This window comes from Pseudomonas sp. GW821-FHT05D12 (assembly GCF_059419825.1).
Genome location: NZ_JBWKSN010000005.1, coordinates 1 through 19971, shown reverse-complemented (window position 1 = coordinate 19971; position 19971 = coordinate 1). Strand labels below are relative to the sequence as shown.

Below are 19971 nucleotides of genomic sequence, written 5' to 3'. Positions count from 1 at the left end.
TAGCACGATCCGGCCTACTTTGGGTTGTCCGTTTGTGCTGCGTCCGCCACTTTGAAGCGCAGGACGCCGATCACTTGCCCGTCCTCGGTCAGCACCTGCACTTGCCAGCGGCCTACCGCGTCAGCCGGGAAATTCTGCTTATGGGTCCAGGCGCGATAGCCTTCCTTGCGCCCGCCGTGGATATCCAGGGCGATGCGGTCGACTTCTTTGCCATTGAATTTCCACACATGGTAGATGCGCTCATCCAGCCCGCGCGGCGCATTGATCGCCGTGTAGGCGTACAGCCCGCCGCTGCGCAGCTGGGCGGCGGTGACTTGTTTGAGATCGTCACCCGGCGTGCGGTCTTGCAACTGTGTGCTGATGGCGACTTCGGTCATCCACAGGGTGGCCGGCGGCACCCAACTGCGCAGGAACCAACCGGCGCAGCCGATAGCGGCGGTGACCCCCAGCAGCATCGCCCAGCCCTTGAGGCTACGCAGCGGCAGGCTTACCGCCAGGCTTGGAATCGACAACGCCATGGCCACGCCGAGGGCGAGCTTGTAACTTTCGGCGGTGGTCAGGTGCAGGATGATCGGCAGCGCGGTGAGCAGCGCGGCGAACAAGGTCAGGGTGTGCAATGCCAGGAACAGCGAGCGCTTGGGCGCCAGCCACTTGTAGTAGAGCGGGTCGGTGATCGACACCAGCGCTGCAGCGCCGAGCAGGCCAGTGAACACCGACTGTCCGCTGTTCCAGGCGGTGGTGACGAAAAAGAACGGCAGCACAAAAAACAGACTTTCCTGGTGGATCATCTGGGTCGCGTAGCGCAGCAGGGGTTCGGGGATTTCGCGCTTGAAGACTTTGGTGAACAGCTGGGTAAAGCTGTTTTCGAGCATCAACCACAGCCAGCTCACCAGCATGATCACTGCGATCCAGCTGGCCATGCCCTGCTGGCGATCCACCAGGATGAAGCTGCACACACCCGAGATAAACCCGCCGAGTGCAATCACCCCTGGGTAGCGCTTCATCAGTTCGAGGACGCGCTGGATAAGACGGGTCAGGTTTGGCATTCGGCAGTTCGCAGTCTTTGTAGGAAAAAATCCCAGACAGAATAACGTCTTAGCCCTGGGTTCGGTGCCTCATTACGCGACTCGTTTGCGATAAACCCGCACGCCGATCAACACAATGGCGATCAGCCCGAGCAGGCCGGCACCGATCCAGCTGAGCATGTCGTAGCTCAGCAGCGGCTTCTCGATGCGCCAGTAGCCCGGTTGCTTGAAGACCTCGCGCATCGCCTGGTTGGTCTGGTCCAGGCTCACGGCCTTGATCCGTTTGACCGGGTCGCTGAAGTGCCCATTGTGGTAATCGCCCGAGGCGCTCCAGTAATAATCGGCCAAGGCGCTGTTGCCCTGCACGGCCCAGGCCTGGCGGGCGACGGCGGCCTGCTGGAGGCGACTGAACACGGCGGGGTCGAGGCCGTCCTTGAGCAGTTGCGCCTTGAGCGCTTGCAGCACGTGTTCAGCTTCGGGGAGATTTTCTCGCTCGAGGTCGGCATTCAGGCTGAGGAAACCGACGCCGCCGAGCACTTCGCGCTCGCTCCATGGGCCGTAGGACAAGGCGTGCTTGAGCCGTAGTTGGCGGTACAGCGCCCAGTCGAGGTAGTCCTTGAGCAGGTCATAGGTTTCATCATGCTGGTCATCCAGCACCGGCTCGGGGAACAGCCAGTGCAGCTTGGCGCTGTCGCCGACCCAACCGTGGATCAGCTCGCGATGGCTGGCGGCGGCGTGCTGGATGTCCGGCAGCGCCAGATGCTCGCTGGGCTCCACCGGCTCAAGTTGGCCGTAAGTGCGCTCCAGGTAGGCGGGCAGCAGTTTGTCGAGGTCGCCGACGATGATCAGCGTCATGTTGTTGGGCGCGTACCAGTTTTTGCGCAGGTTCTCCAACTGGTCGCGAGTCAGCTGATTGACCTCGGCGCGTTCGGCACATTTGAGCCCCAGTTCGACGGCCAGTTGATTGCTGGCGGTGTGGCCCAGGTCCTGGCGGTCGAGCAGGCGTTGCAGGTGTGAGTAATGACCACCGTCCTCGCGCTCCACCACCTGCTTGGCTGCCTGGATGTTGGCGTCGGTCAGTTCGGTGCGGGTGATGATCGCCAGCAGCAGGTCGAGCACCTTGCGCTGGTTTTGCGCGGGGGCTTCGATCACGAAGGTGGTGTCGGCATTGCTGGTGTAGGCGTTCCACTCGCCGCCCAGGGCCTGCATGCGGTCTTCCAGTTCGCCTTCACCGCCGCCGTCGAGGCCGCTGAACAGCAAGTGTTCGAGCAGGTGCGGCAGTTCCTTGTCTTCGCAACTGAAGTCATCCAGGCCTACACCGACCACCAGTCGGATCGCCACGTGCCCGCGCTCGGTGCCCGGCTTGAGCAGCAATTGCAGGCCATTGGGCAAGGTGTAGCCCTCGACTTGCAGGCGGTCAAAGGCAAAGGCATGGGCGGAACCCATGAGCAGGCAAGCGAATAACAGGCGACGCATAACAAGCTTCCTGGCGTGTGAGGTCAGTTTTAACTGACTTCACGCGCCATCATCCGTTCAGGGTGAATGCGTGATGTCGGCAATATCTTCGGCGGAGAGCGCGCCGGTGTCGGACGTTTCCAACACTACATAAGCACTGCTGCAAAACAACGAGTTCAGACGCTTCATGTCAGCAATCAGCTCCAGGTGCAGGGAACTGGTCTCCAGGCTTTGTACGACTTTGCGTTGCAGGCGGCTGACATGGGCGTGGGCCAGGCGTCGTTCCTGGGCGCGGAAACGGCGCTTTTCGCGCAGCAGTTGGCGAGCGCTTTCCGGGTCGGCGCTGAGGAACACCGACAGGCCCAGGCGCAGGTTGGCGATCAACTGGCTGTGCAGGCCGCTGAGTTCTTCCAGGCCGACCTCCGAAAACTGCCGGCGTTGCGAGGTTTTCTGCTGCTGGACTTTGCGCAGCATGCGTTCGATCAGGTCGCCGGCCAGTTTCAGGTTGATCGACAGCTCGATGATCTCGGCCCAGCGGCGGCTGTCCTGCTCACTGAGATCCTCGCGCGGCATTTGCGCCAGGTAGAGCTTGATCGCGCTGTAGAGCGACTCGACGTCGTCGCTGAGGCTGCGCATCTCCTGGGTAATGGCGGTCTGCTTGCCGCGCAGCACTTCCTGCATGGCGGTGAGCATGTTGTCGATCAGGTCGCCCAGGCGCAGGGTTTCGCGTGCGGCGTTGGCCAGTGCCAGGCTGGGGGTGGTGAGCGCGGCGAGGTCGAGGTGACGCGGCTTGGCCGTGCCATTGACCTCCTCGCGCTCCGGCAGCAGCCAGGCGCACAAGCGCGACATCGGGCCGATGCTCGGCAGCAGGATCAGGCAGCGGCTGACGTTGTAGAGCAGGTGGAAGGTGATGACCATGCCCTGGGCGCTGTAGTCCAGGCCGTCCATCCACAGTACGAGCGGGTCGAGTACCGGGATGATCAGCAGCAGGCCGATCAATTTGTACAACAGGCTGCCCAGCGCTACCTGGCGACCGGCGGCGTTCTGCATGCTGGTACTGAGGAAGGCCAGCACACCACTGCCGATGTTGGCGCCGATCACCAGGCCGATGGCCACGTGCAGGCCGATCACGCCGGCGCCGGCGAGAGTCGCGGTCAGCAACACGGCCGCCAGGCTGGAGTAGGAAATCATCGCGAACAAAGCGCCGACCAGGGCATCGAGCAGGATGTCGCCGGTCAGCGAGGCGAACAGCACTTTCACACCCTGGGCATGCGTAATCGGCCCGGCGGCCTCAACGATCAGCTGCAGCGCGAGAATGATCAGCCCGAGGCCAATGCCTACACGGCCCAACTGCCCTGCCCGCGTCTGTTTGCGTGACAGGAAGAAGATCACCCCGAGAAAGATCAGCAGCGGCGACAGCCATGACAGGTCAAACGTCAGCACCCGCGCCATCAGCGCGGTACCGACATCGGCGCCGAGCATGGTCGCGAGCGCGGGCATCAAGCCCATCAGGCCCTGGCCCACGAAAGAAGTCACCAGCATCGCGGTGGCGTTGCTGCTCTGCACCATGGCGGTCACCAGGATGCCAGCGACAAACGCCAGCCAGCGCTTGGACATGTTCTGCCCGATGACTTGGCGCAAGTTAGAGCCGTAGACCCGCAGGATGCCGGTACGGACGATATGCGTGCCCCAGATAAGCAGGGTCACGGCGGAAAGCAGATTGAGCAAGGTCAGCATGCTCGGCCCCCCGTGTGGGTTAGCTCAAAAAGAGCAAATGAGAATTGCCGCGTGCCGCTCTACGTCTTGTACTTAAGCTGTAGTTGGCGAATGGGCTGTGCGCCAGCATCGCATAGCTAAAGTCGTGATTGAAATAAAACTGTCATGAAATCAGCTTTTTGCAGAGGGAAAAAAGGGGCTCGAAAGCCCCTTTTCAGCAGCGGGTCAGGTTTATTGACCCGGAATGTCCTTGCGCAGTTTCACAGGATCCTGCTGTTTCTTCTTTTTCGCGATGGCAGTGCGCATCTTGATGTTCACCGCTTCCACCGCCAGCGAGAACGCCATGGCGAAGTAGACGTAGCCTTTTGGCACGTGCACGTCGAAGGATTCGGCGATCAGCACGGTACCCACTACCAGCAGGAACGACAGCGCGAGCATTTTCAGCGACGGGTGCTTGTCGATGAATTCGCTGATGGTGCCGGCCGCCAGCATCATCACCAGCACCGCGACCACGATCGCCGCCACCATCACCGGCACGTGCGAGACCATGCCGACGGCGGTGATCACCGAGTCCAGGGAGAACACGATGTCGATGATGGCGATCTGGATGATGGTGTAGATGAACTTACCACCGGCGCCCTTCGGCTCGTCGTGGGTTTCATCTTCACCTTCCAGGGCGTGGTACATCTCCTGGGAGCTTTTCCACAGCAGGAACAGGCCACCGAAGAACAGGATCAGGTCGCGCCCGGAAATGCCCTGGCCGAATACCACGAACAGGTCGGCGGTAAGTTGCATGACCCAGGTGATCGACAGCAACAGCAGGATGCGCGTGACCATGGCCAGGGCCAGGCCGAAGATCCGGGTGCGCGCTTGCATATGCTTGGGCATGCGGCTGACCAGGATCGAAATCATGATGATGTTATCGATGCCCAGGACGATCTCGAGGGCCGTCAGGGTGAAGAAGGCAATCCAGATTTCCGGATTGGTCAGCCATTCCATGTGTATTCCTTTGAGCAAGTGTTAAACCGCGCAAGCTGCAGCGCCGCGCGGTGAGTCGGTACGATTATAGAGTGCTGAACAGCGGAAAAATCCCCATCAGCAACGCGGCGAACATTATGCACAGGCATACCAGTACTGCCCACTTGAGGGTGAAGCGCTGGTGATCGCCAAATTCGATACCGGCCAACGCCACCAACAGGTAGGTCGACGGTACGAGCGGACTGAGCAAGTGCACGGGTTGGCCAACGATAGAGGCACGCGCCATCTCCACGGCGGTGATGCCGTAATGACTGGCGGCTTCGGCCAGCACCGGCAGTACGCCGTAGTAGAACGCATCGTTGGACATGAAGAAGGTAAACGGCATGCTCACCAGTGCGGTGATCACCGCCAGGTAAGGGCCCATGGCATCGGGGATGACGGCCAGCAGGCTCTTGGACATCGCATCGACCATGCCGGTGCCGGAGAGGATGCCGGTGAAGATACCCGCGGCGAAGATCAGCCCGACCACTGCCAATACGCTGCCGGCGTGGGCGGCGACGCGGTCTTTCTGCATTTGCAGGCACGGATAGTTGACGATCATCGCGATACTGAACGCCACCATGAACAGGACCGGCAATGGCAGCAGGCCGGCGATCAGGGTGCACATCAGGGCAAAAGTCAGCGCGCCGTTGAACCAGATCAGCTTCGGACGGCGGGCGTCAGGGTATTGCGACACGCTGATTTCGCTGTGGTCGATCTCGTCCCCTTGCAGGTGCAGTTCGCCCAGGCGTGCACGCTCGCGCTTGCCGTACATGTAGGCGATCACCAGGATCGCGATCACACCGGCGGCCATGGCCGGGATCATCGGAACGAAAATATCCGAAGGGTCCACATGCAGCGCACTGGCGGCGCGGGCGGTCGGGCCACCCCAGGGCGTCATGTTCATCACGCCACCGGCGAGGATGATCAGGCCTGCCATGATCCGCGGGCTCATGCCGATGCGCTGGTACAGCGGCAGCATGGCGGCCACGCAGATCATGTAAGTGGTGGCGCCGTCACCGTCCAGCGACACGACCAGGGCCAGCACGGCGGTGCCCACGGAGACTTTCAGCGGGTCGCCCTTGACCATCTGGAGGATCTTGCGCACGGCCGGGTCGAACAGGCCGGAGTCGATCATCAGGGCAAAGTAGAGGATGGCGAACATCAGCATCACGCCGGTCGGCGCGAGTTTGGTGATGCCCGCGAGCATCATCGGGCCGATCTCCGGCGCAAAGCCGCCGAACAGCGCGAACAGGATAGGCACGATGATCAAGGCGATCAGCGCGGACAGGCGCTTGGTCATGATCAGGAACATGAACGTGATGACCATGGCAAAGCCAAGGAAAGTCAGCATAGGAATACTCCAGGCGTAGCGCGGCTAGGGAATGGCGAACCGGGTGGGTCAGCGCAGAACGAAAGGCACGTGGCTTACGGGTGGAGTCGGGGCGAACAGGCGGGTACGAGCGGACATCGGGAATCACCATTGTTGTTGTTAACAGCCGGTCTGTTGCCGGCAGTGGGGGCGATCCTAGACGGGGAAGCTTTCAGCCAGCTTTCGCTGGGCAAACAGTTGATGGAGGGTAGATACACGGTCGTCAGATTTACACAGCGCCAATGTGGGAGCTGGCAAGCCAGATCCCACATTTGAAGGGTGTTTGCCGTGAAGCTGTCAGGGCAGTTCCAGGCCGCCCGCTGCTTTATGCAGCGCTCGCAAATGTTCGCCGACCTGCTTGAGGTTGGCTTCACAGGCGGCAATTTCAGCTGCGCGGGAAGGCTCCAGCAGCGCCCTCACCTCTTTATCCAGCTCGCCGGTGAGTGATTGCAGCTGTTTCTGGCGCTCGGCGCTTTCCGACTCCAGGCGCTTGGACTCCGACGGTTGCGGCAGGCCGTAGCCGCCAGTGCCGAGCAGTTCTGCCGGGCGGCTGAGGAAGCCACTGTTGGCGAGAATCTGTTGCAGCGTGGCGTTGGCTTTCTCCATGCCGCCATTCTTGAGTTCGCGGGCGCCGAGATAACGTTGTTTGACTTCGTCCTGGGCCAGCATCAACTGTTTGCGAAAGCTCGCTTGCTCCAGCAGCAACAGGGCGGCGCTGGTACGCAGGTCAGCCTGGGCAAACCACTGGCGGCGCTCCTCGGCACTCAGGGACAGCCAGTCTTCGACCTGGGTCTGCTTGATCGGCAGGTGCTTGCGCAACACGTCGAACATCGCCTGGTAGCGTTCGCGGAAGGAGTCGAAGTGATACCCAAGGCGCATGGCCTCGCGTTTGTCATTCAACACGCTGGTATCGGCCAGGCCACGCGCCTGCAGCACTTCCAGCAGGCCGTTGGGAGTGATGTTGTCCAGGCCGGTCAGCTGCGGGTTGGCACTGCCACTGCGCAACAGTTTCAGGCTTTCGACCGCGCAGTTGTTGGACAGGAAATAGTAGTTGCCGTCATAACTCCAGTGCATTTCAGCGGCATGCTCGACGGTGTCGTTGATCTCTTGGCGGCTGAGTTTCAACGGCACGGAGGCCAGGCCACGCAGCTCGGTCTTGGTGTATTCGTCAATCACCTGGGCCAGCGGCAACACAAACAGGCGAGACGGATACTTGCCCACCAGGCCGTCCCAGCTCGACAGCTGTACGTCACCCACGAAGGCCCGGTAGGACAACACCAAATGCTGATCCAGGTCGAGCCGGCAATCCGGGCCACGCGGGCGGCCGGGCGCGCAGATCACCAGGCGCAGCATGCTGTGCCCCCAGCGGCTCACCAGGTTCTGGTTGGCTTCGGCCAGCAGGTAGTCGATTTCGTAGACCCGTTCCGGATCAACCTGGCCCAGTGGGGTCTTGGCAAAATCGTTGCCGGCGTTGAGGAATGCGTAGGTCTTGGCGCAGGTGTCCTGTTCGGGTGGCGCCCAGCCGAAGTGTTCCTTGTAATAGCGGAACAGCGCGGGGCGCCGGCAGGCGTAGCTTGGGTCGAGGAGGAAGTACTCCATGTTGACCGCGACGAATTCCAGCGGGCTGGTGGTTTCGTAGATGTCCGGGCTGCGCGCGACCTGGCGGTTGTGCTGTTCGCGTTCGCCGCGACGGCCGACGTATTGCGGCCAGCCGGCGAGATCCAGCAGGCGCGGGTCATCGCTGAGGGTGAAGCGCCGGTCATTCTGGCCCCGGCATTGATCCGGCAGGCCGATCAGGCCGGTGATGTTGTTCTGGCGGCTGCAACGCTGGATCAGCGCGCGCTCGTCCTTGGACCACAGGCGCGCACGGTCATAGATGTGGGTGAGTTCATGCAGCACGGTGGCGAGCATTTCCCGGCGCACAGTGCCGTGGGGGCGGTTGGTTTTCTGGGTGGCGGCGCTGCCGTCGGTCAGGCTGGCGAGCAGGTTGCGGTTGAGGTCCAGCTCGGACACCAGGGAGGCCTGGCCGTAGGCGTTTTCGGGCATCTTGTCGGTCCAGCCGACATCGATGCGCCGGTCCAGCTGCTCGATAAAACGTGGCGGCAAGGAGCGCATCGCTTCATCGAGCAATGCCTGGCTGGCCTGCTGTTCGGCTGGGCTCAAGCCATCGGTCTTGAGCTGCAGTTGCAGGCTGGCCTGGGCTGCGCTGGCACACAGCAGCACAGCCCCGGCCAGGAGCCAGGCGACGAGTCGCCTCACAGTGCGAGGATAGCTTCGGCGAGGGTCTGGTCACTGGCATCGCGGGCTTCCGGCACGCGGGTTCGCAGGGTGTCGAACGCCGCTTCCAGCTGCGCGCCGCGAATCTCGCCGTTGGTGGCGACGAAACTTGCCGCGTCATCGTGGGCTTCACGCACGACTTTGGAGTCGCGGATGGAAGTGGTGGTGTCCGACGTGAAATCAATGGTGCGGCCAGAGGCGCGAACAATGATGTTACTGGTGGCCACCAGGGTATGCGCCTGGGCAACGTCGGCCAACAACAGCAGGCCAAGGGTGGCGGCGATCAGCGGGCTACGCATGGAATGACTCCGAAATACAAAGATGATTATTGGACGAGAATTGCTTGCGCCAGTTCAAGGTCGCTGGCGTTAAGTTTTGGTTGGGCGCGGCGCAGATAATTCAGCGCTGATTCCAGGCGTGCCCCCCGCCATTGGCCGTCAGTGGCGATGAAAGCGGCTGCATCATCCTGGGCGGCCATGACTACTTTTCTGTCGAAGGGCGCAGAGGTCACCTTGCTGGTGGCGTAGGCGCTCGCGACGGTGCTCTGGGTGGTCAGGTCAAAGGCCGAGACCATTGGCGACCAACCGATGGAAAACAACACAGGGACTATTAACAGGCGGTATGAAAAAGCCATGGGACTCGACAACTGAAAACGAGCGCCAAGGCTAGCGCAATGCCCGGGCGAGAGCCAGTACGGCGGCACCAAGGAGCGGCGGGCGCTCCCTGTGTCAGCTTAATCAGATAGCCAGGATGGCCTGGGCCAGTTGTGCGTCAGTCGCGGAATTCAATTGCGGGGCCTGTTGGCGGATCTGGGCCAGGGCGCTCTCCAGCTTCACGCCACGGATGGCGCCTTCACTGGCAACAAAGCTGGCGGCGTCGTCGCGGGCGGCGCGCACGACCTTGTTGTCGCGCAGGGACGAAGTGGCATCGGAGCTGGCATCCGAGGTGGCCTTCAGTGCACCGACGATGGAGTCGGTGGTCACGATGAAGCTGGTCGCGTGGGCGTTGGCAGCCAGGGCCAACACGGCAGCAGCACTCAGCAGGCGAAGACGGGACATGGGGTGACTCCTGTAGATGAACGAATAAAGTGGCGCAGGACAGCTGTTGGGATCAGACGCCCGTCCTAAAGTGTTCGCCACGTGGTGAGCGGATATTAAGCCGCCGTTTATCCGTTCGGGTAGCGTCTTGACTGCCTAGTCACGCCAGAACGGCTTGGAGAGCTCGGCCATTCGGTCTCCATGGCTGATGCCGGAGTCGGACAGTTCACGAGGATCGAGTTGGGCCAGTTGGCGTCTTTCGTATGCGTGACGCGCCCACTTGGTCAGTACACAGGCGGTACGGCGTAATAGATGCTTACAAAGAGAGGTGCGCGTAGCCATGGTGGGTGCCTTTGATGAGGTCCTGGAACACCATGTTGGGCGAGAGGCTGTGACCGATACAGATACACCCAGACTAAATTGTACTGCTTAATTGTTATAATTATTAAACTGTACCTGTCCCTGCAAAGGCCTTCTGTTTTAGCGCCTCAAAACGGGAATCCCGGAAACAACAAAGCCCGCCTCCGGTTACCCGGGGCGGGCTTTGTTTTGACAAATCAGAGTGCTGACAGTGGACCCGTGGGGTCAGGGCCAGCGGGCGCCAATCAGCGCCAGAACGGCTTGCTCAGCTCTTCGTAGCGTTGAGCTTCGCTGATACCGGCGTCAGCCAGCAGACGCGAATCCAGACGAGCCAGTTGGTGGCGGCTGGAGATGCGGCGCTGCCACAACATCAGGTTGGCGAGAACGCGCAAAGGCAGGGAGGCCTGGGTGTTTACAGCTTTTTCTTCGAAGAACAGTTCGGAACTGAGTGTACGTTCCATGATGACATCCTTCCGCTTGTGGCGGGATTAGGTAGTGGTTTAACTGATGCCAATGATCCTCCTCCGGCGCAAGACTCTCTAGATACAGTTCACCTGTATTGTGAGGGGCCAGTTAACTGTTTAAGGGTGCTGTACTGTACGGAAATGGGGCAACTGTACCTGTCCGCACTGAAATGGTGCGAAATTGGCAGTTTTGTCGATAATCGTAGGAGATTTCGGTAGGAAATGACCGGTACAGCAGTACAGTTTTTTCAAAAAAGGTCGGTCGGTTCATCGAGCTGATGAAACTGTGTTTGCATCAGCTCGAATCTGTATCAATCAAGCCTTGAGCATATGTCCGGTTTCTTCGAGGTTGATGTGCCAACTCAGTGCTTCGCGCAGGATGTGCGGAGTGTGGCCACCGATGGCGCACGCGGATTCGAAGTAACTGTTCAGCGCATCGCGATAGGCCGGGTGCACGCAATTGTCGATGATCACCCGCGCGCGCTCGCGGGGCGCGAGGCCACGCAGGTCGGCGAGCCCGACCTCGGTTACCAGGATATCGACGTCGTGCTCGGTGTGGTCCACGTGACTGACCATCGGCACCACGCTGGAAATCGCGCCGCCCTTGGCAATCGACTTGGTGACGAAAATCGCCAGGTGCGCGTTGCGCGCGAAATCCCCGGAGCCGCCAATGCCGTTCATCATCCGCGTGCCGCAGACGTGGGTGGAGTTGACGTTGCCGTAGATATCGAACTCCAGCGCCGTGTTGATGCCGATGATGCCCAGGCGCCGTACCACTTCCGGGTGGTTGGAGATTTCCTGCGGGCGCAGCACCAGTTTGTCCTTGTAGTGTTCCAGGTTGCCGAACACATCGGCATTGCGCCGCTCCGACAGCGTGATCGAACTGCCCGAGGCGAAACTCAGCTTGCCGGCGTCGATCAGGTCGAACGTCGAGTCCTGCAACACTTCCGAATACATGGTCAGGTCTTCGAATGGCGACTCGATCAGGCCGCACATCACCGCGTTGGCGATGTTGCCGATCCCGGCCTGCAGCGGGCCAAGCTTGTTGGTCATGCGACCGGCGTCCACTTCCTGCTTCAGGAAGTTGATCAGGTGATTGGCGATACCCTGGGTGTCGGCATCAGGCGGCGTTACCGTTGAGGCGGAGTCGGCCTGGTTGGTGATCACAATCGCGACGATCTTTTCCGGCGGGATCGGGATCGCCGTGCTGCCGATACGGTCGTCGACCTTGACCAATGGAATCGGGGTGCGGGTAGGCCGGTACGTCGGGATATAAATGTCGTGCAACCCTTCCAGGTTCGGGTTGTGTGCCAGGTTGATCTCGACGATCACTTGCTTGGCGAAAATCGCGAAGCTGGCCGAGTTGCCGACCGACGTGGTGGGCACGATATGCCCTTGTTCGGTGATCGCGACGGCTTCGATCACGGCGATGTCCGGCAGCTTGAGCTGGTTGTTGCGCAGTTGCTCGACGGTTTCTGACAGATGCTGGTCGATAAACATCACCTGGCCGGCGTTGATCGCCTTGCGCAGGGTGCTGTCGACCTGGAACGGCATGCGTCGCGACAGCACACCGGCCTCGGTCAGTTGCTTGTCCAGGTCATTGCCCAGGCTGGCGCCGGTCATCAGGGTGATTTTCAGCGGCGAAGTCTTGGCGCGTTCGGCCAGGGCGTGGGGGACGGCCTTGGCTTCACCGGCGCGGGTGAAGCCGCTCATGCCGACGGTCATGCCGTCCTCGATCAGTGCGGCGGCGTCTGCCGCGCTCATGACCTTGTTCAACAACGAAGGCAAGCGGATACGATCACGGTACATGAATTGTTATCTCAGGCTACGGAAGCAAGGTGGGCAGTGTAGTGATTTCAAAAAATTTCGGCCCGCTACCATGGTCGAATGCCAGGCGGCGATTTAGAGCCTTTGGTCGGGTTTCATGTGAGTGCGCAAAGCGGGACGCAGAGCATCCCTGGCTGCATTCCCACGCAGGGCATTGGAACGAAAAAACCCCAGCCTACGGGAGGCCAGGGTTTCGGGTATTGCGCTGGCGCAGTGTTATTCGACGGCTTTGACCATGTCTTCGATGACCTTCTTGGCATCACCAAAGACCATCATGGTCTTGTCCAGATAGAACAACTCGTTGTCCAGGCCGGCGTAACCACTGGCCATCGAGCGCTTGTTGACGATGATGGTCTTGGCCTTGAACGCTTCCAGGATCGGCATGCCAGCAATCGGCGAGTTCGGATCGTTCTTGGCGGCCGGGTTGACCACGTCGTTCGCGCCGAGCACCAGCACCACGTCGGCCTGGCCGAACTCGGAGTTGATGTCTTCCATTTCGAACACCTGGTCGTAAGGCACTTCGGCCTCGGCGAGCAGTACGTTCATGTGGCCAGGCATGCGGCCTGCCACCGGGTGGATCGCGTACTTCACGGTCACGCCATGGTGGGTGAGCTTCTCGGTCAGCTCCTTGAGCGCGTGTTGTGCCCGGGCCACCGCCAGGCCGTAGCCTGGAACGATGATCACCGTGTCGGCGTTGGTCAGCAGGAAAGTCGCGTCATCAGCCGAGCCGGACTTAACTGGGCGCGCTTCTTTAGTACCGGCTGCAGCACCGGCATCCGGCGCATTGCCGAAACCTCCGAGCAGTACATTAAAGAAGGAGCGGTTCATCGCCTTGCACATGATGTACGACAGGATCGCGCCGGACGAACCTACCAGCGAGCCGGCGATGATCAGCATCGAGTTGTTCAGCGAGAAGCCGATCCCCGCTGCTGCCCAGCCGGAATAGCTGTTGAGCATCGACACCACGACCGGCATGTCCGCGCCGCCGATCGGGATGATGATCAGCACGCCGAGCACAAAGGCCAGGGCCAGCATCAACGCGAAGGCCGTGAGGTTGCCGGTGAACATGAACGCCAGGCCCAGGCCGAGGGTCATCAGGCCGAGCACCAGGTTCAGCTTGTGCTGGCCACCAAACTGTACCGGTGCGCCCTGGAACAGGCGGAACTTGTACTTGCCGGAGAGCTTGCCGAACGCAATCACCGAACCGGAGAAGGTAATCGCACCGATGGCTGCGCCGAGGAACAGCTCCAGACGGTTACCCGCCGGGATCGAGTCGCCCAGGTGTTTGACGATGCCCAGGGATTGCGGTTCGACCACGGCAGCAATCGCGATAAACACCGCGGCCAGGCCGATCATGCTGTGCATGAACGCCACCAGCTCCGGCATCTTGGTCATTTCCACGCGCTTGGCCATGATCGAGCCAGCGGTGCCGCCGACCAGCAGGCCAACGATCACGTAGCCGATACCGGCAGTGGCCAGCTCGGCACCGAGCTTATAGATGAGGCCCACGGTGGTGAGTACCGCCAGCGCCATGCCAAGCATGCCGAACAGGTTGCCCCGCCGAGAGGTGGTTGGGTGTGACAAGCCCTTGAGGGCCTGGATAAAGCAGATCGACGCGATCAGGTAGAGCGTCGTGACCAGATTCATGCTCATTACTTCGGCGCCTCTTCTTTTACTTTCGGGGCTTTCTTCTTGAACATCTCCAGCATCCTGCGCGTCACCAGGAAACCGCCGAACACGTTAACGGCTGCCAAGGCCACGGCCAATGTGCCCATGGTCTTGCCCAGCGGGGTTACGGTCAGCGCGGCAGCAAGCATGGCGCCGACGATCACGATCGCCGAAATCGCGTTGGTCACCGCCATCAACGGCGTGTGCAGCGCGGGCGTGACGTTCCAGACCACGTGGTAACCGACATAAATCGCCAGCACAAAGATGATCAGGTTGTAGATACCGGGGGAGATAAGCTCTTCCATCGTCTGAATCCCTGTTAGGCGTTTTTGCGGATGACTTGGCCGTCGCGGCACATCAGGCACGCGGCGACGATGTCGTCTTCGAGGTTGATTTCAAACTGCCCTTCCTTAGTGAAGACCAGCTTCAGGAAGTCCAGCAGGTTGCGTGCGTACAAGGCAGACGCGTCGGCGGCGACGGCACCGGCGAGGTTGGTCGGGCCACAGATGATCACGCCGTTTTCGACCACGACCTGATCGGCGACCGTCAGCGGGCAGTTGCCGCCCTGTGCCGCCGCGAGGTCGATGACCACTGAGCCGGGTTTCATCTGCGCGACGGTTTCGGCGCTGAGCAAGGTCGGTGCCTTGCGGCCGGGGATCAGCGCGGTGGTAATGACGATGTCGGCCTGCTTGGCGCGCTCATGCACGGCCAAGGCTTGGCGCTGCATCCAGCTGGTGGGCATGGGGCGGGCGTAACCGCCGACGCCGACGGCGCATTCGCGTTCTTCATCGGTTTCGTAAGGCACGTCGACGAACTTGGCGCCGAGGGATTCGATCTGCTCTTTCACCGCCGGGCGTACGTCGGATGCTTCGATCACCGCACCCAGGCGTTTCGCCGTGGCAATGGCCTGCAGGCCTGCGACACCAGCGCCGAGGATCAACACGCGTGCGGCTTTTACCGTACCGGCGGCCGTCATCAGCATTGGCATGAAGCGCGGGTAGTGATGGGCGGCGAGCAAGACGGCCTTGTAACCGGCAATGTTGGCCTGGGACGACAGCACGTCGAGGCTCTGAGCCCGTGAGGTACGCGGCGCGGCTTCCAGTGCAAAGGCAGTGATGCCCTGCCCGGCCAGCTTGGCGATGGTTTCGTTGCTGAACGGATTGAGCATGCCCACCAACACGGTGCCGCTTTTGATCAGCGCCAGTTCGCTATCGCTGGGAGCCACCACCTTGAGAATCAGCTCGGCGCCAAACGCATCGCCGACGCTGCCAATGGTTGCGCCTGCCGTTTCATAGGCACTGTCGACGATGCTGGCGTTGAGGCCTGCACCGCTTTGAACAGTGACCTTATGGCCCTGGCCGATCAGCTTCTTGATGGTTTCCGGGGTGGCAGCCACCCGCGTTTCACCGGTCTGGGTTTCGAGAGGAACACCAATGTGCACGTCAAATCTCCTGCATGATCTTTTTGCTTTTGATCTTTTTGTAAAAAGGCCAGTGCACCGTGAGTGGCGCAACTGGGGCGGCCGATCAGCACGATCCCGCTGAAATGACAGCGGGGCGCGGCATTTTGCAGGCGAACTTTACGGCCTTCAAGGGATTATGACGGGTGACGAAAAATTAACTACAAGTCACCCTGTGACTGATTGTCGCAATGCGCCTGAATAACCTCTTTAAATACAGGTGTTTAAAGGGGTGCAGGCATTTGTTGGGACTTTTTCGATGGCCGGTGTGAATAGTCAGGTATGAGCCCGCGATAGTCGCCACAAGCCATGAAAATCATGGCTTTGAGCCTTGTTTTTGGCAGAACCGTACAGTCTGCTTAAAAGCGACATATACGTATATCTGTAGGTCTTTAAATTAATTGACTACAAAGTCAGCTATGGGCTTTAGGCCTTTAAAGGCTTGGGCTGTAGCGTTGTGACTGATCGACTAACCAGTCCCTGAATGCATGCAACGATGCGGATTCGACTTTTCTCTCCGGAATCATCAAGTAATAAGCCTTCGAGCTACTCAGGGCCTCAGGACTCGCAATCACTAGATGCTGCTCTTTCAGCTCGCGCTGGATAAGGAAAGGCGGGATCAGCGCGATACCCATGTCATGCATGGCTGCCTGCGACAACATCGAGAATAGCTCGTAACGCGGTCCTGTCATGTCGCGGGGTATGTTCAGTTGTTGCGCGTTGAACCACTGCCGCCAGGCATAGGGTCTAGTGGTCTGCTGCAGCAATGGCAGTTCTGCGATCTCCTGGGGGCTGAAATGTGTGCGATGGCCCATCAGGCGCGGGCTGCACACGGGGACAGGGTTTTCTCCCATCAGTCTGTGGGATTCGGTACCCGACCAGTCAGCATCTCCAAAGTAGATCGCAGCGTCGAATTCGGTGTCGGCAAACAGAAAGGGGCGCGTGCGGTTGGTCAGGTTAACCGTGACTTCCGGGTGTTGGCGTTGGAAATCCTTGAGGCGCGGTATCAGCCACTGAGTGCCAAAGGTGGGCACCACGGCCAGCTCGATGACATTGGCGCCCTGCTGGCCCATCACGGACAAGGTGTCGCGCTCCACGGCATCCAGCTGCGTGGCGACGCGGCGGCTGTACGAAAGCCCTGCCTCCGTCAGTTTGACCCCGCGTCGAGAGCGTCGAAACAGCTCGACACTTAAAAACTCCTCAAGGCTGGCGATCTGTCGGCAGATGGCGCCTTGGGTGATGGAAAGTTCGTGCGCTGCCTTGGTGAAGCTCTCGTGGCGGGCTGCGGCCTCAAAGCTGACCAGTGCGGTAGTGCTGGGTATTTTTCTGCGCATGTACCTAGTCCTCACTTATAAAGCGCGTCTGCGCCCTTCTCGGCTGCTTCGGAGTGAGAAATTAGCACAACCCTATGCGGAAACCTCGTTTGCCCTAAGCGTTCGCTCGGCCTAGGCTCCATGCACGACTTCTGTTTTTCCCTGCGAGGACTCATTCATGGCTGGTAAGGCAAGCTTCAACTGGATCGATCCACTGCTGCTGGATCAACAGCTCACCGAAGAAGAGCGCATGGTGCGTGACAGTGCTGAACAATTCGCCCAGGACAAGTTGGCGCCCCGCGTACTCGAAGCCTTCCGCCATGAAAAGACCGACCCTGCGATCTTCCGCGAGATGGGCGAAACCGGCCTGTTGGGCGCGATGATTCCCGAGCAGTACGGTGGCAGTGGCTTGAACTACGTCAGCTACGGGTTGATTGCTCGCGAAGTCGAGCGGGTCGACTCCGGGTATCGCTCGATGATGAGTGTGCAATCCTCCCTGGTCATGGTGCCGATCAATGAGTTCGGTACCGAGGCACAAAAACAGAAGTATCTGCCGAAGCTGGCCTCCGGCGAATGGATCGGCTGCTTTGGTCTGACAGAGCCTAACCACGGTTCTGACCCGGGCGCGATGATTACCCGTGCACGCAAAGTGGACGGCGGCTACAGCGTGACCGGCGCCAAGATGTGGATCACCAATAGCCCGATCGCCGATGTGTTTGTGGTGTGGGGCAAGGACGACGCCGGCGATATTCGTGGGTTCGTCCTGGAGAAGGGCTGGAAAGGTCTCAGCGCTCCTGCGATTCACGGCAAGGTCGGGCTGCGGGCATCCATCACCGGCGAGATCGTCATGGACAACGTGTTTGTGCCGGAAGAGAACATCTTCCCGGATGTGCGCGGATTGAAGGGGCCTTTCACGTGCCTGAACTCTGCACGCTATGGCATCTCGTGGGGCGCGCTGGGGGCTGCCGAGTTCTGCTGGCACACCGCGCGCCAATACACCCTGGATCGTCAGCAGTTCGGCCGTCCGTTGGCGGCCACGCAATTGATCCAGAAGAAGCTGGCCGACATGCAGACCGAAATCACGCTGGCCCTGCAAGGGTGCCTGCGGCTGGGGCGGATGAAGGATGAAGGCACTGCGGCGGTCGAGATCACTTCGATCATGAAGCGCAATTCGTGCGGCAAGTCCCTGGACATCGCCCGCATGGCGCGGGACATGTTGGGCGGTAACGGCATCTCCGATGAATTTGGTGTGGCGCGGCACCTGGTCAACCTGGAGGTGGTGAACACCTACGAAGGTACCCATGATGTGCACGCCTTGATTCTGGGGCGCGCGCAAACCGGTCTCCAGGCTTTCTATTAATAGGAGCATGGGCATGGGCGCGCTTTCGCATTTGCGGGTACTGGATTTATCACGAGTACTGGCAGGCCCCTGGGCCGGTCAGATTCTTGCGGACCTTGGGGCCGAGGTGATCAAGGTCGAGCGGCCGGGTAATGGGGACGACACGCGCGCGTGGGGGCCGCCCTTCCTTAAGGATGCCTATGGTGAAAACACCAGTGAGGCGGCGTACTACCTGGCTGCCAATCGCAACAAGGAGTCGGTGACCATCGACTTCACGCAGCCGGACGGGCAGAAGCTGGTGCGTGACCTGGCTGCCAAGTCCGACATCCTGATCGAGAATTTCAAGGTCGGCGGGCTGGCGGCGTACGGGCTGGACTATGCGTCGCTCAAGGAGATCAATCCGGAGCTGATCTATTGCTCGATTACGGGCTTTGGCCAGACGGGCCCCTATGCGTCTCGCGCCGGTTATGACTTCATGATCCAGGGCCTGGGTGGGCTGATGAGCCTGACGGGTCGGCCTGAAGGTGATGAAGGCGCTGGGCCGGTGAAGGTGGGTGTGGCGTTGACCGACATTCTCACGGGGCTCTACTCCACGGTGGCGATCCTCGCAGCGCTGGCTCACCGGGATCATGACGGCGGCGGCCAGCATATCGATATGGCGTTGCTGGATGTGCAGGTGGCTTGCCTGGCTAACCAGGCCATGAATTACCTGGCGACGGGTGTGTCGCCCAAGCGCCTTGGCAATGCTCATCCGAATATCGTGCCTTACCAGGATTTTCCTACGGCTGATGGGGACTTCATCCTGACGGTAGGTAATGACGGCCAGTTTCGTAAGTTTGCGGACGTGGCAGGGCAGCCGCAGTGGGCGGACGATCCGCGTTTCGCGACTAACACGATGCGAGTGGCCAATCGCGCAGAGCTGATTCCGTTGATTCGCCAGGTTACGGTCTTCAAGACCACGGCCGAGTGGGTGTCATTGTTAGAACAGGTAGGTGTGCCTTGTGGGCCTATCAATGATTTGGCCCAGGTGTTTGCCGACCCTCAGGTCCAGGCGCGTGGATTGGCGATTGCCCTGCCCCATGCCTTGGCGGGGATGGTGCCTCAGGTTGCCAGCCCAATCCGGTTATCCAAGACGCCTGTCGAGTACCGAAGCGCGCCCCCTCTATTAGGAGAGCATACGGCGCAGGTGTTGAGGGATGTATTGGGATTGGGGGTGGTGAATATCGCGGCGTTGAAGGAGGCAGGCGTTATCTAGGGTCTTGCCTTCTATAATAGAGGCCGAGTGTTGCTTTATTGATGGTTTTTTAACCAATCATAACTAATTGATAGAAAAGCAAAATTAAGGGTTGACGGCAGATTCTGGAAGTCTATAATTCGCCCCACTTCCGGCGCAGTCGAAACGGAAAACTCCTTGGTAAACAAAGAGTTACGCTAGATTCGACAGCGACTTGCTTCAGTTCATCGAAGCCCAGAAGGAGTTGGTAGAGCAGAGTTGTTTGGCTCTATTAACGTTTCGATCTTCTCGGTCGAAAGCGGAGAAAAAGAGGTGTTGACAGCAGCGTGTAACGCTGTAGAATTCGCCTCCCGCTAACGAGAGATCGGAAGCGCAAGTGGTTGAAGTTGTTGAAGAAATCTTCGAAAG

The 19971-nt window shown here is 60.1% G+C and carries 18 protein-coding genes; 2 read left to right on the top strand and 16 right to left on the bottom strand.

What is annotated here, in order from left to right; genetic code table 11:
- Positions 1–14: 14 nt before the first annotated feature.
- The 16 genes from AC07SI_RS10390 to AC07SI_RS10315 form a co-directional block, all read right to left on the bottom strand.
- Positions 15–1046 (bottom strand): DUF5924 family protein, encoded by a 1032-nt coding sequence (locus AC07SI_RS10390; protein ID WP_120447339.1) that lies wholly within the window; start codon positions 1044–1046, stop codon positions 15–17.
- 72 nt (positions 1047–1118) lie between these two features.
- Positions 1119–2501 carry a M16 family metallopeptidase gene (locus AC07SI_RS10385; protein WP_120447340.1) on the bottom strand — a complete coding sequence of 461 codons (1383 nt, stop codon included), beginning with the start codon at positions 2499–2501 and terminating at the stop codon, positions 1119–1121.
- A gap of 57 nt (positions 2502–2558) precedes the next feature.
- On the bottom strand, positions 2559–4217 hold the full coding sequence (locus tag AC07SI_RS10380) for a Na/Pi cotransporter family protein (RefSeq protein ID WP_065902852.1): 1659 nt from the start codon (positions 4215–4217) through the stop codon (positions 2559–2561).
- 210 nt (positions 4218–4427) lie between these two features.
- Positions 4428–5195, bottom strand: a complete 768-nt coding sequence (locus tag AC07SI_RS10375) for a TerC family protein (RefSeq protein ID WP_014716354.1) — start codon at positions 5193–5195, stop codon at positions 4428–4430.
- A gap of 64 nt (positions 5196–5259) precedes the next feature.
- Entirely contained in the window at positions 5260–6567 is a 1308-nt protein-coding gene (locus AC07SI_RS10370; RefSeq protein WP_065902853.1) for a CitMHS family transporter, read from the bottom strand.
- 315 nt (positions 6568–6882) lie between these two features.
- Positions 6883–8844 (bottom strand): DUF7844 domain-containing protein, encoded by a 1962-nt coding sequence (locus AC07SI_RS10365; protein ID WP_495005688.1) that lies wholly within the window; start codon positions 8842–8844, stop codon positions 6883–6885.
- Positions 8841–9161, bottom strand: a complete 321-nt coding sequence (locus tag AC07SI_RS10360; RefSeq protein WP_065902866.1) for a DUF2388 domain-containing protein — start codon at positions 9159–9161, stop codon at positions 8841–8843. Before AC07SI_RS10360 ends, AC07SI_RS10365 begins: the two co-directional genes overlap by 4 nt.
- Before the next feature lie 26 nt (positions 9162–9187).
- Positions 9188–9496 carry a DUF2388 domain-containing protein gene (locus tag AC07SI_RS10355; RefSeq protein WP_495005687.1) on the bottom strand — a complete coding sequence of 103 codons (309 nt, stop codon included), beginning with the start codon at positions 9494–9496 and terminating at the stop codon, positions 9188–9190.
- A gap of 103 nt (positions 9497–9599) precedes the next feature.
- The gene (locus tag AC07SI_RS10350) at positions 9600–9920 is read right to left on the bottom strand and encodes a DUF2388 domain-containing protein (protein WP_495005686.1); all 321 of its coding nucleotides are present in this window, start codon (positions 9918–9920) and stop codon (positions 9600–9602) included.
- A gap of 135 nt (positions 9921–10055) precedes the next feature.
- Entirely contained in the window at positions 10056–10241 is a 186-nt protein-coding gene (locus AC07SI_RS10345) for a DUF1127 domain-containing protein (RefSeq protein ID WP_106805523.1), read from the bottom strand.
- 263 nt (positions 10242–10504) lie between these two features.
- A complete protein-coding gene (locus AC07SI_RS10340) occupies positions 10505–10720 on the bottom strand; it encodes a DUF1127 domain-containing protein (RefSeq protein WP_003187413.1) in 216 nt (71 codons plus the stop codon).
- A 318-nt stretch (positions 10721–11038) separates the two neighbouring features.
- Entirely contained in the window at positions 11039–12532 is a 1494-nt protein-coding gene (gene scpC / locus AC07SI_RS10335; RefSeq protein WP_065902871.1) for a succinyl-CoA:acetate CoA-transferase ScpC, read from the bottom strand.
- A 234-nt stretch (positions 12533–12766) separates the two neighbouring features.
- Positions 12767–14203, bottom strand: coding sequence for an NAD(P)(+) transhydrogenase (Re/Si-specific) subunit beta (locus tag AC07SI_RS10330; RefSeq protein WP_495005685.1), 1437 nt, complete (start codon positions 14201–14203; stop codon positions 12767–12769).
- Positions 14203–14523, bottom strand: a complete 321-nt coding sequence (locus AC07SI_RS10325; protein WP_003187417.1) for an NAD(P) transhydrogenase subunit alpha part 2 — start codon at positions 14521–14523, stop codon at positions 14203–14205. The genes AC07SI_RS10330 and AC07SI_RS10325 overlap by 1 nt, the downstream gene beginning before the upstream one ends.
- Before the next feature lie 14 nt (positions 14524–14537).
- Positions 14538–15659 (bottom strand): Re/Si-specific NAD(P)(+) transhydrogenase subunit alpha, encoded by a 1122-nt coding sequence (locus AC07SI_RS10320; protein WP_201146276.1) that lies wholly within the window; start codon positions 15657–15659, stop codon positions 14538–14540.
- Between the two features lie 452 nt (positions 15660–16111).
- Complete coding sequence (locus AC07SI_RS10315) at positions 16112–17011, bottom strand: LysR family transcriptional regulator (RefSeq protein WP_065902881.1); 900 nt, start codon at positions 17009–17011, stop codon at positions 16112–16114.
- Between the two features lie 157 nt (positions 17012–17168).
- Here AC07SI_RS10315 and AC07SI_RS10310 point away from each other — a divergent pair, with 157 nt between their 5' ends.
- Positions 17169–18350 carry an acyl-CoA dehydrogenase gene (locus AC07SI_RS10310; protein ID WP_495005684.1) on the top strand — a complete coding sequence of 394 codons (1182 nt, stop codon included), beginning with the start codon at positions 17169–17171 and terminating at the stop codon, positions 18348–18350.
- Between the two features lie 13 nt (positions 18351–18363).
- Positions 18364–19584 (top strand): CaiB/BaiF CoA transferase family protein, encoded by a 1221-nt coding sequence (locus AC07SI_RS10305; RefSeq protein ID WP_495005683.1) that lies wholly within the window; start codon positions 18364–18366, stop codon positions 19582–19584.
- Positions 19585–19971 lie beyond the last annotated feature (387 nt).

Excerpts from the sequence above, each read along its gene's own strand:
- AC07SI_RS10375 (WP_014716354.1), bottom strand. The coding sequence starts at position 5,195 with ATGGAATGGCTGACCAATCCGGAAATCTGGATTGCCTTCTTCACCCTG.
- AC07SI_RS10385 (WP_120447340.1), bottom strand. The coding sequence starts at position 2,501 with ATGCGTCGCCTGTTATTCGCTTGCCTGCTCATGGGTTCCGCCCATGCC.
- AC07SI_RS10360 (WP_065902866.1), bottom strand. The coding sequence starts at position 9,161 with ATGCGTAGCCCGCTGATCGCCGCCACCCTTGGCCTGCTGTTGTTGGCC.
- AC07SI_RS10315 (WP_065902881.1), bottom strand. The coding sequence starts at position 17,011 with ATGCGCAGAAAAATACCCAGCACTACCGCACTGGTCAGCTTTGAGGCC.
- AC07SI_RS10325 (WP_003187417.1), bottom strand. The coding sequence starts at position 14,523 with ATGGAAGAGCTTATCTCCCCCGGTATCTACAACCTGATCATCTTTGTG.
- AC07SI_RS10305 (WP_495005683.1), top strand. The coding sequence starts at position 18,364 with ATGGGCGCGCTTTCGCATTTGCGGGTACTGGATTTATCACGAGTACTG.
- AC07SI_RS10370 (WP_065902853.1), bottom strand. The coding sequence starts at position 6,567 with ATGCTGACTTTCCTTGGCTTTGCCATGGTCATCACGTTCATGTTCCTG.
- AC07SI_RS10345 (WP_106805523.1), bottom strand. The coding sequence starts at position 10,241 with ATGGCTACGCGCACCTCTCTTTGTAAGCATCTATTACGCCGTACCGCC.
- AC07SI_RS10355 (WP_495005687.1), bottom strand. The coding sequence starts at position 9,496 with ATGGCTTTTTCATACCGCCTGTTAATAGTCCCTGTGTTGTTTTCCATC.
- scpC (WP_065902871.1), bottom strand. The coding sequence starts at position 12,532 with ATGTACCGTGATCGTATCCGCTTGCCTTCGTTGTTGAACAAGGTCATG.
- AC07SI_RS10310 (WP_495005684.1), top strand. The coding sequence starts at position 17,169 with ATGGCTGGTAAGGCAAGCTTCAACTGGATCGATCCACTGCTGCTGGAT.
- AC07SI_RS10340 (WP_003187413.1), bottom strand. The coding sequence starts at position 10,720 with ATGGAACGTACACTCAGTTCCGAACTGTTCTTCGAAGAAAAAGCTGTA.
- AC07SI_RS10380 (WP_065902852.1), bottom strand. The coding sequence starts at position 4,217 with ATGCTGACCTTGCTCAATCTGCTTTCCGCCGTGACCCTGCTTATCTGG.
- AC07SI_RS10330 (WP_495005685.1), bottom strand. The coding sequence starts at position 14,203 with ATGAGCATGAATCTGGTCACGACGCTCTACCTGATCGCGTCGATCTGC.
- AC07SI_RS10390 (WP_120447339.1), bottom strand. The coding sequence starts at position 1,046 with ATGCCAAACCTGACCCGTCTTATCCAGCGCGTCCTCGAACTGATGAAG.
- AC07SI_RS10350 (WP_495005686.1), bottom strand. The coding sequence starts at position 9,920 with ATGTCCCGTCTTCGCCTGCTGAGTGCTGCTGCCGTGTTGGCCCTGGCT.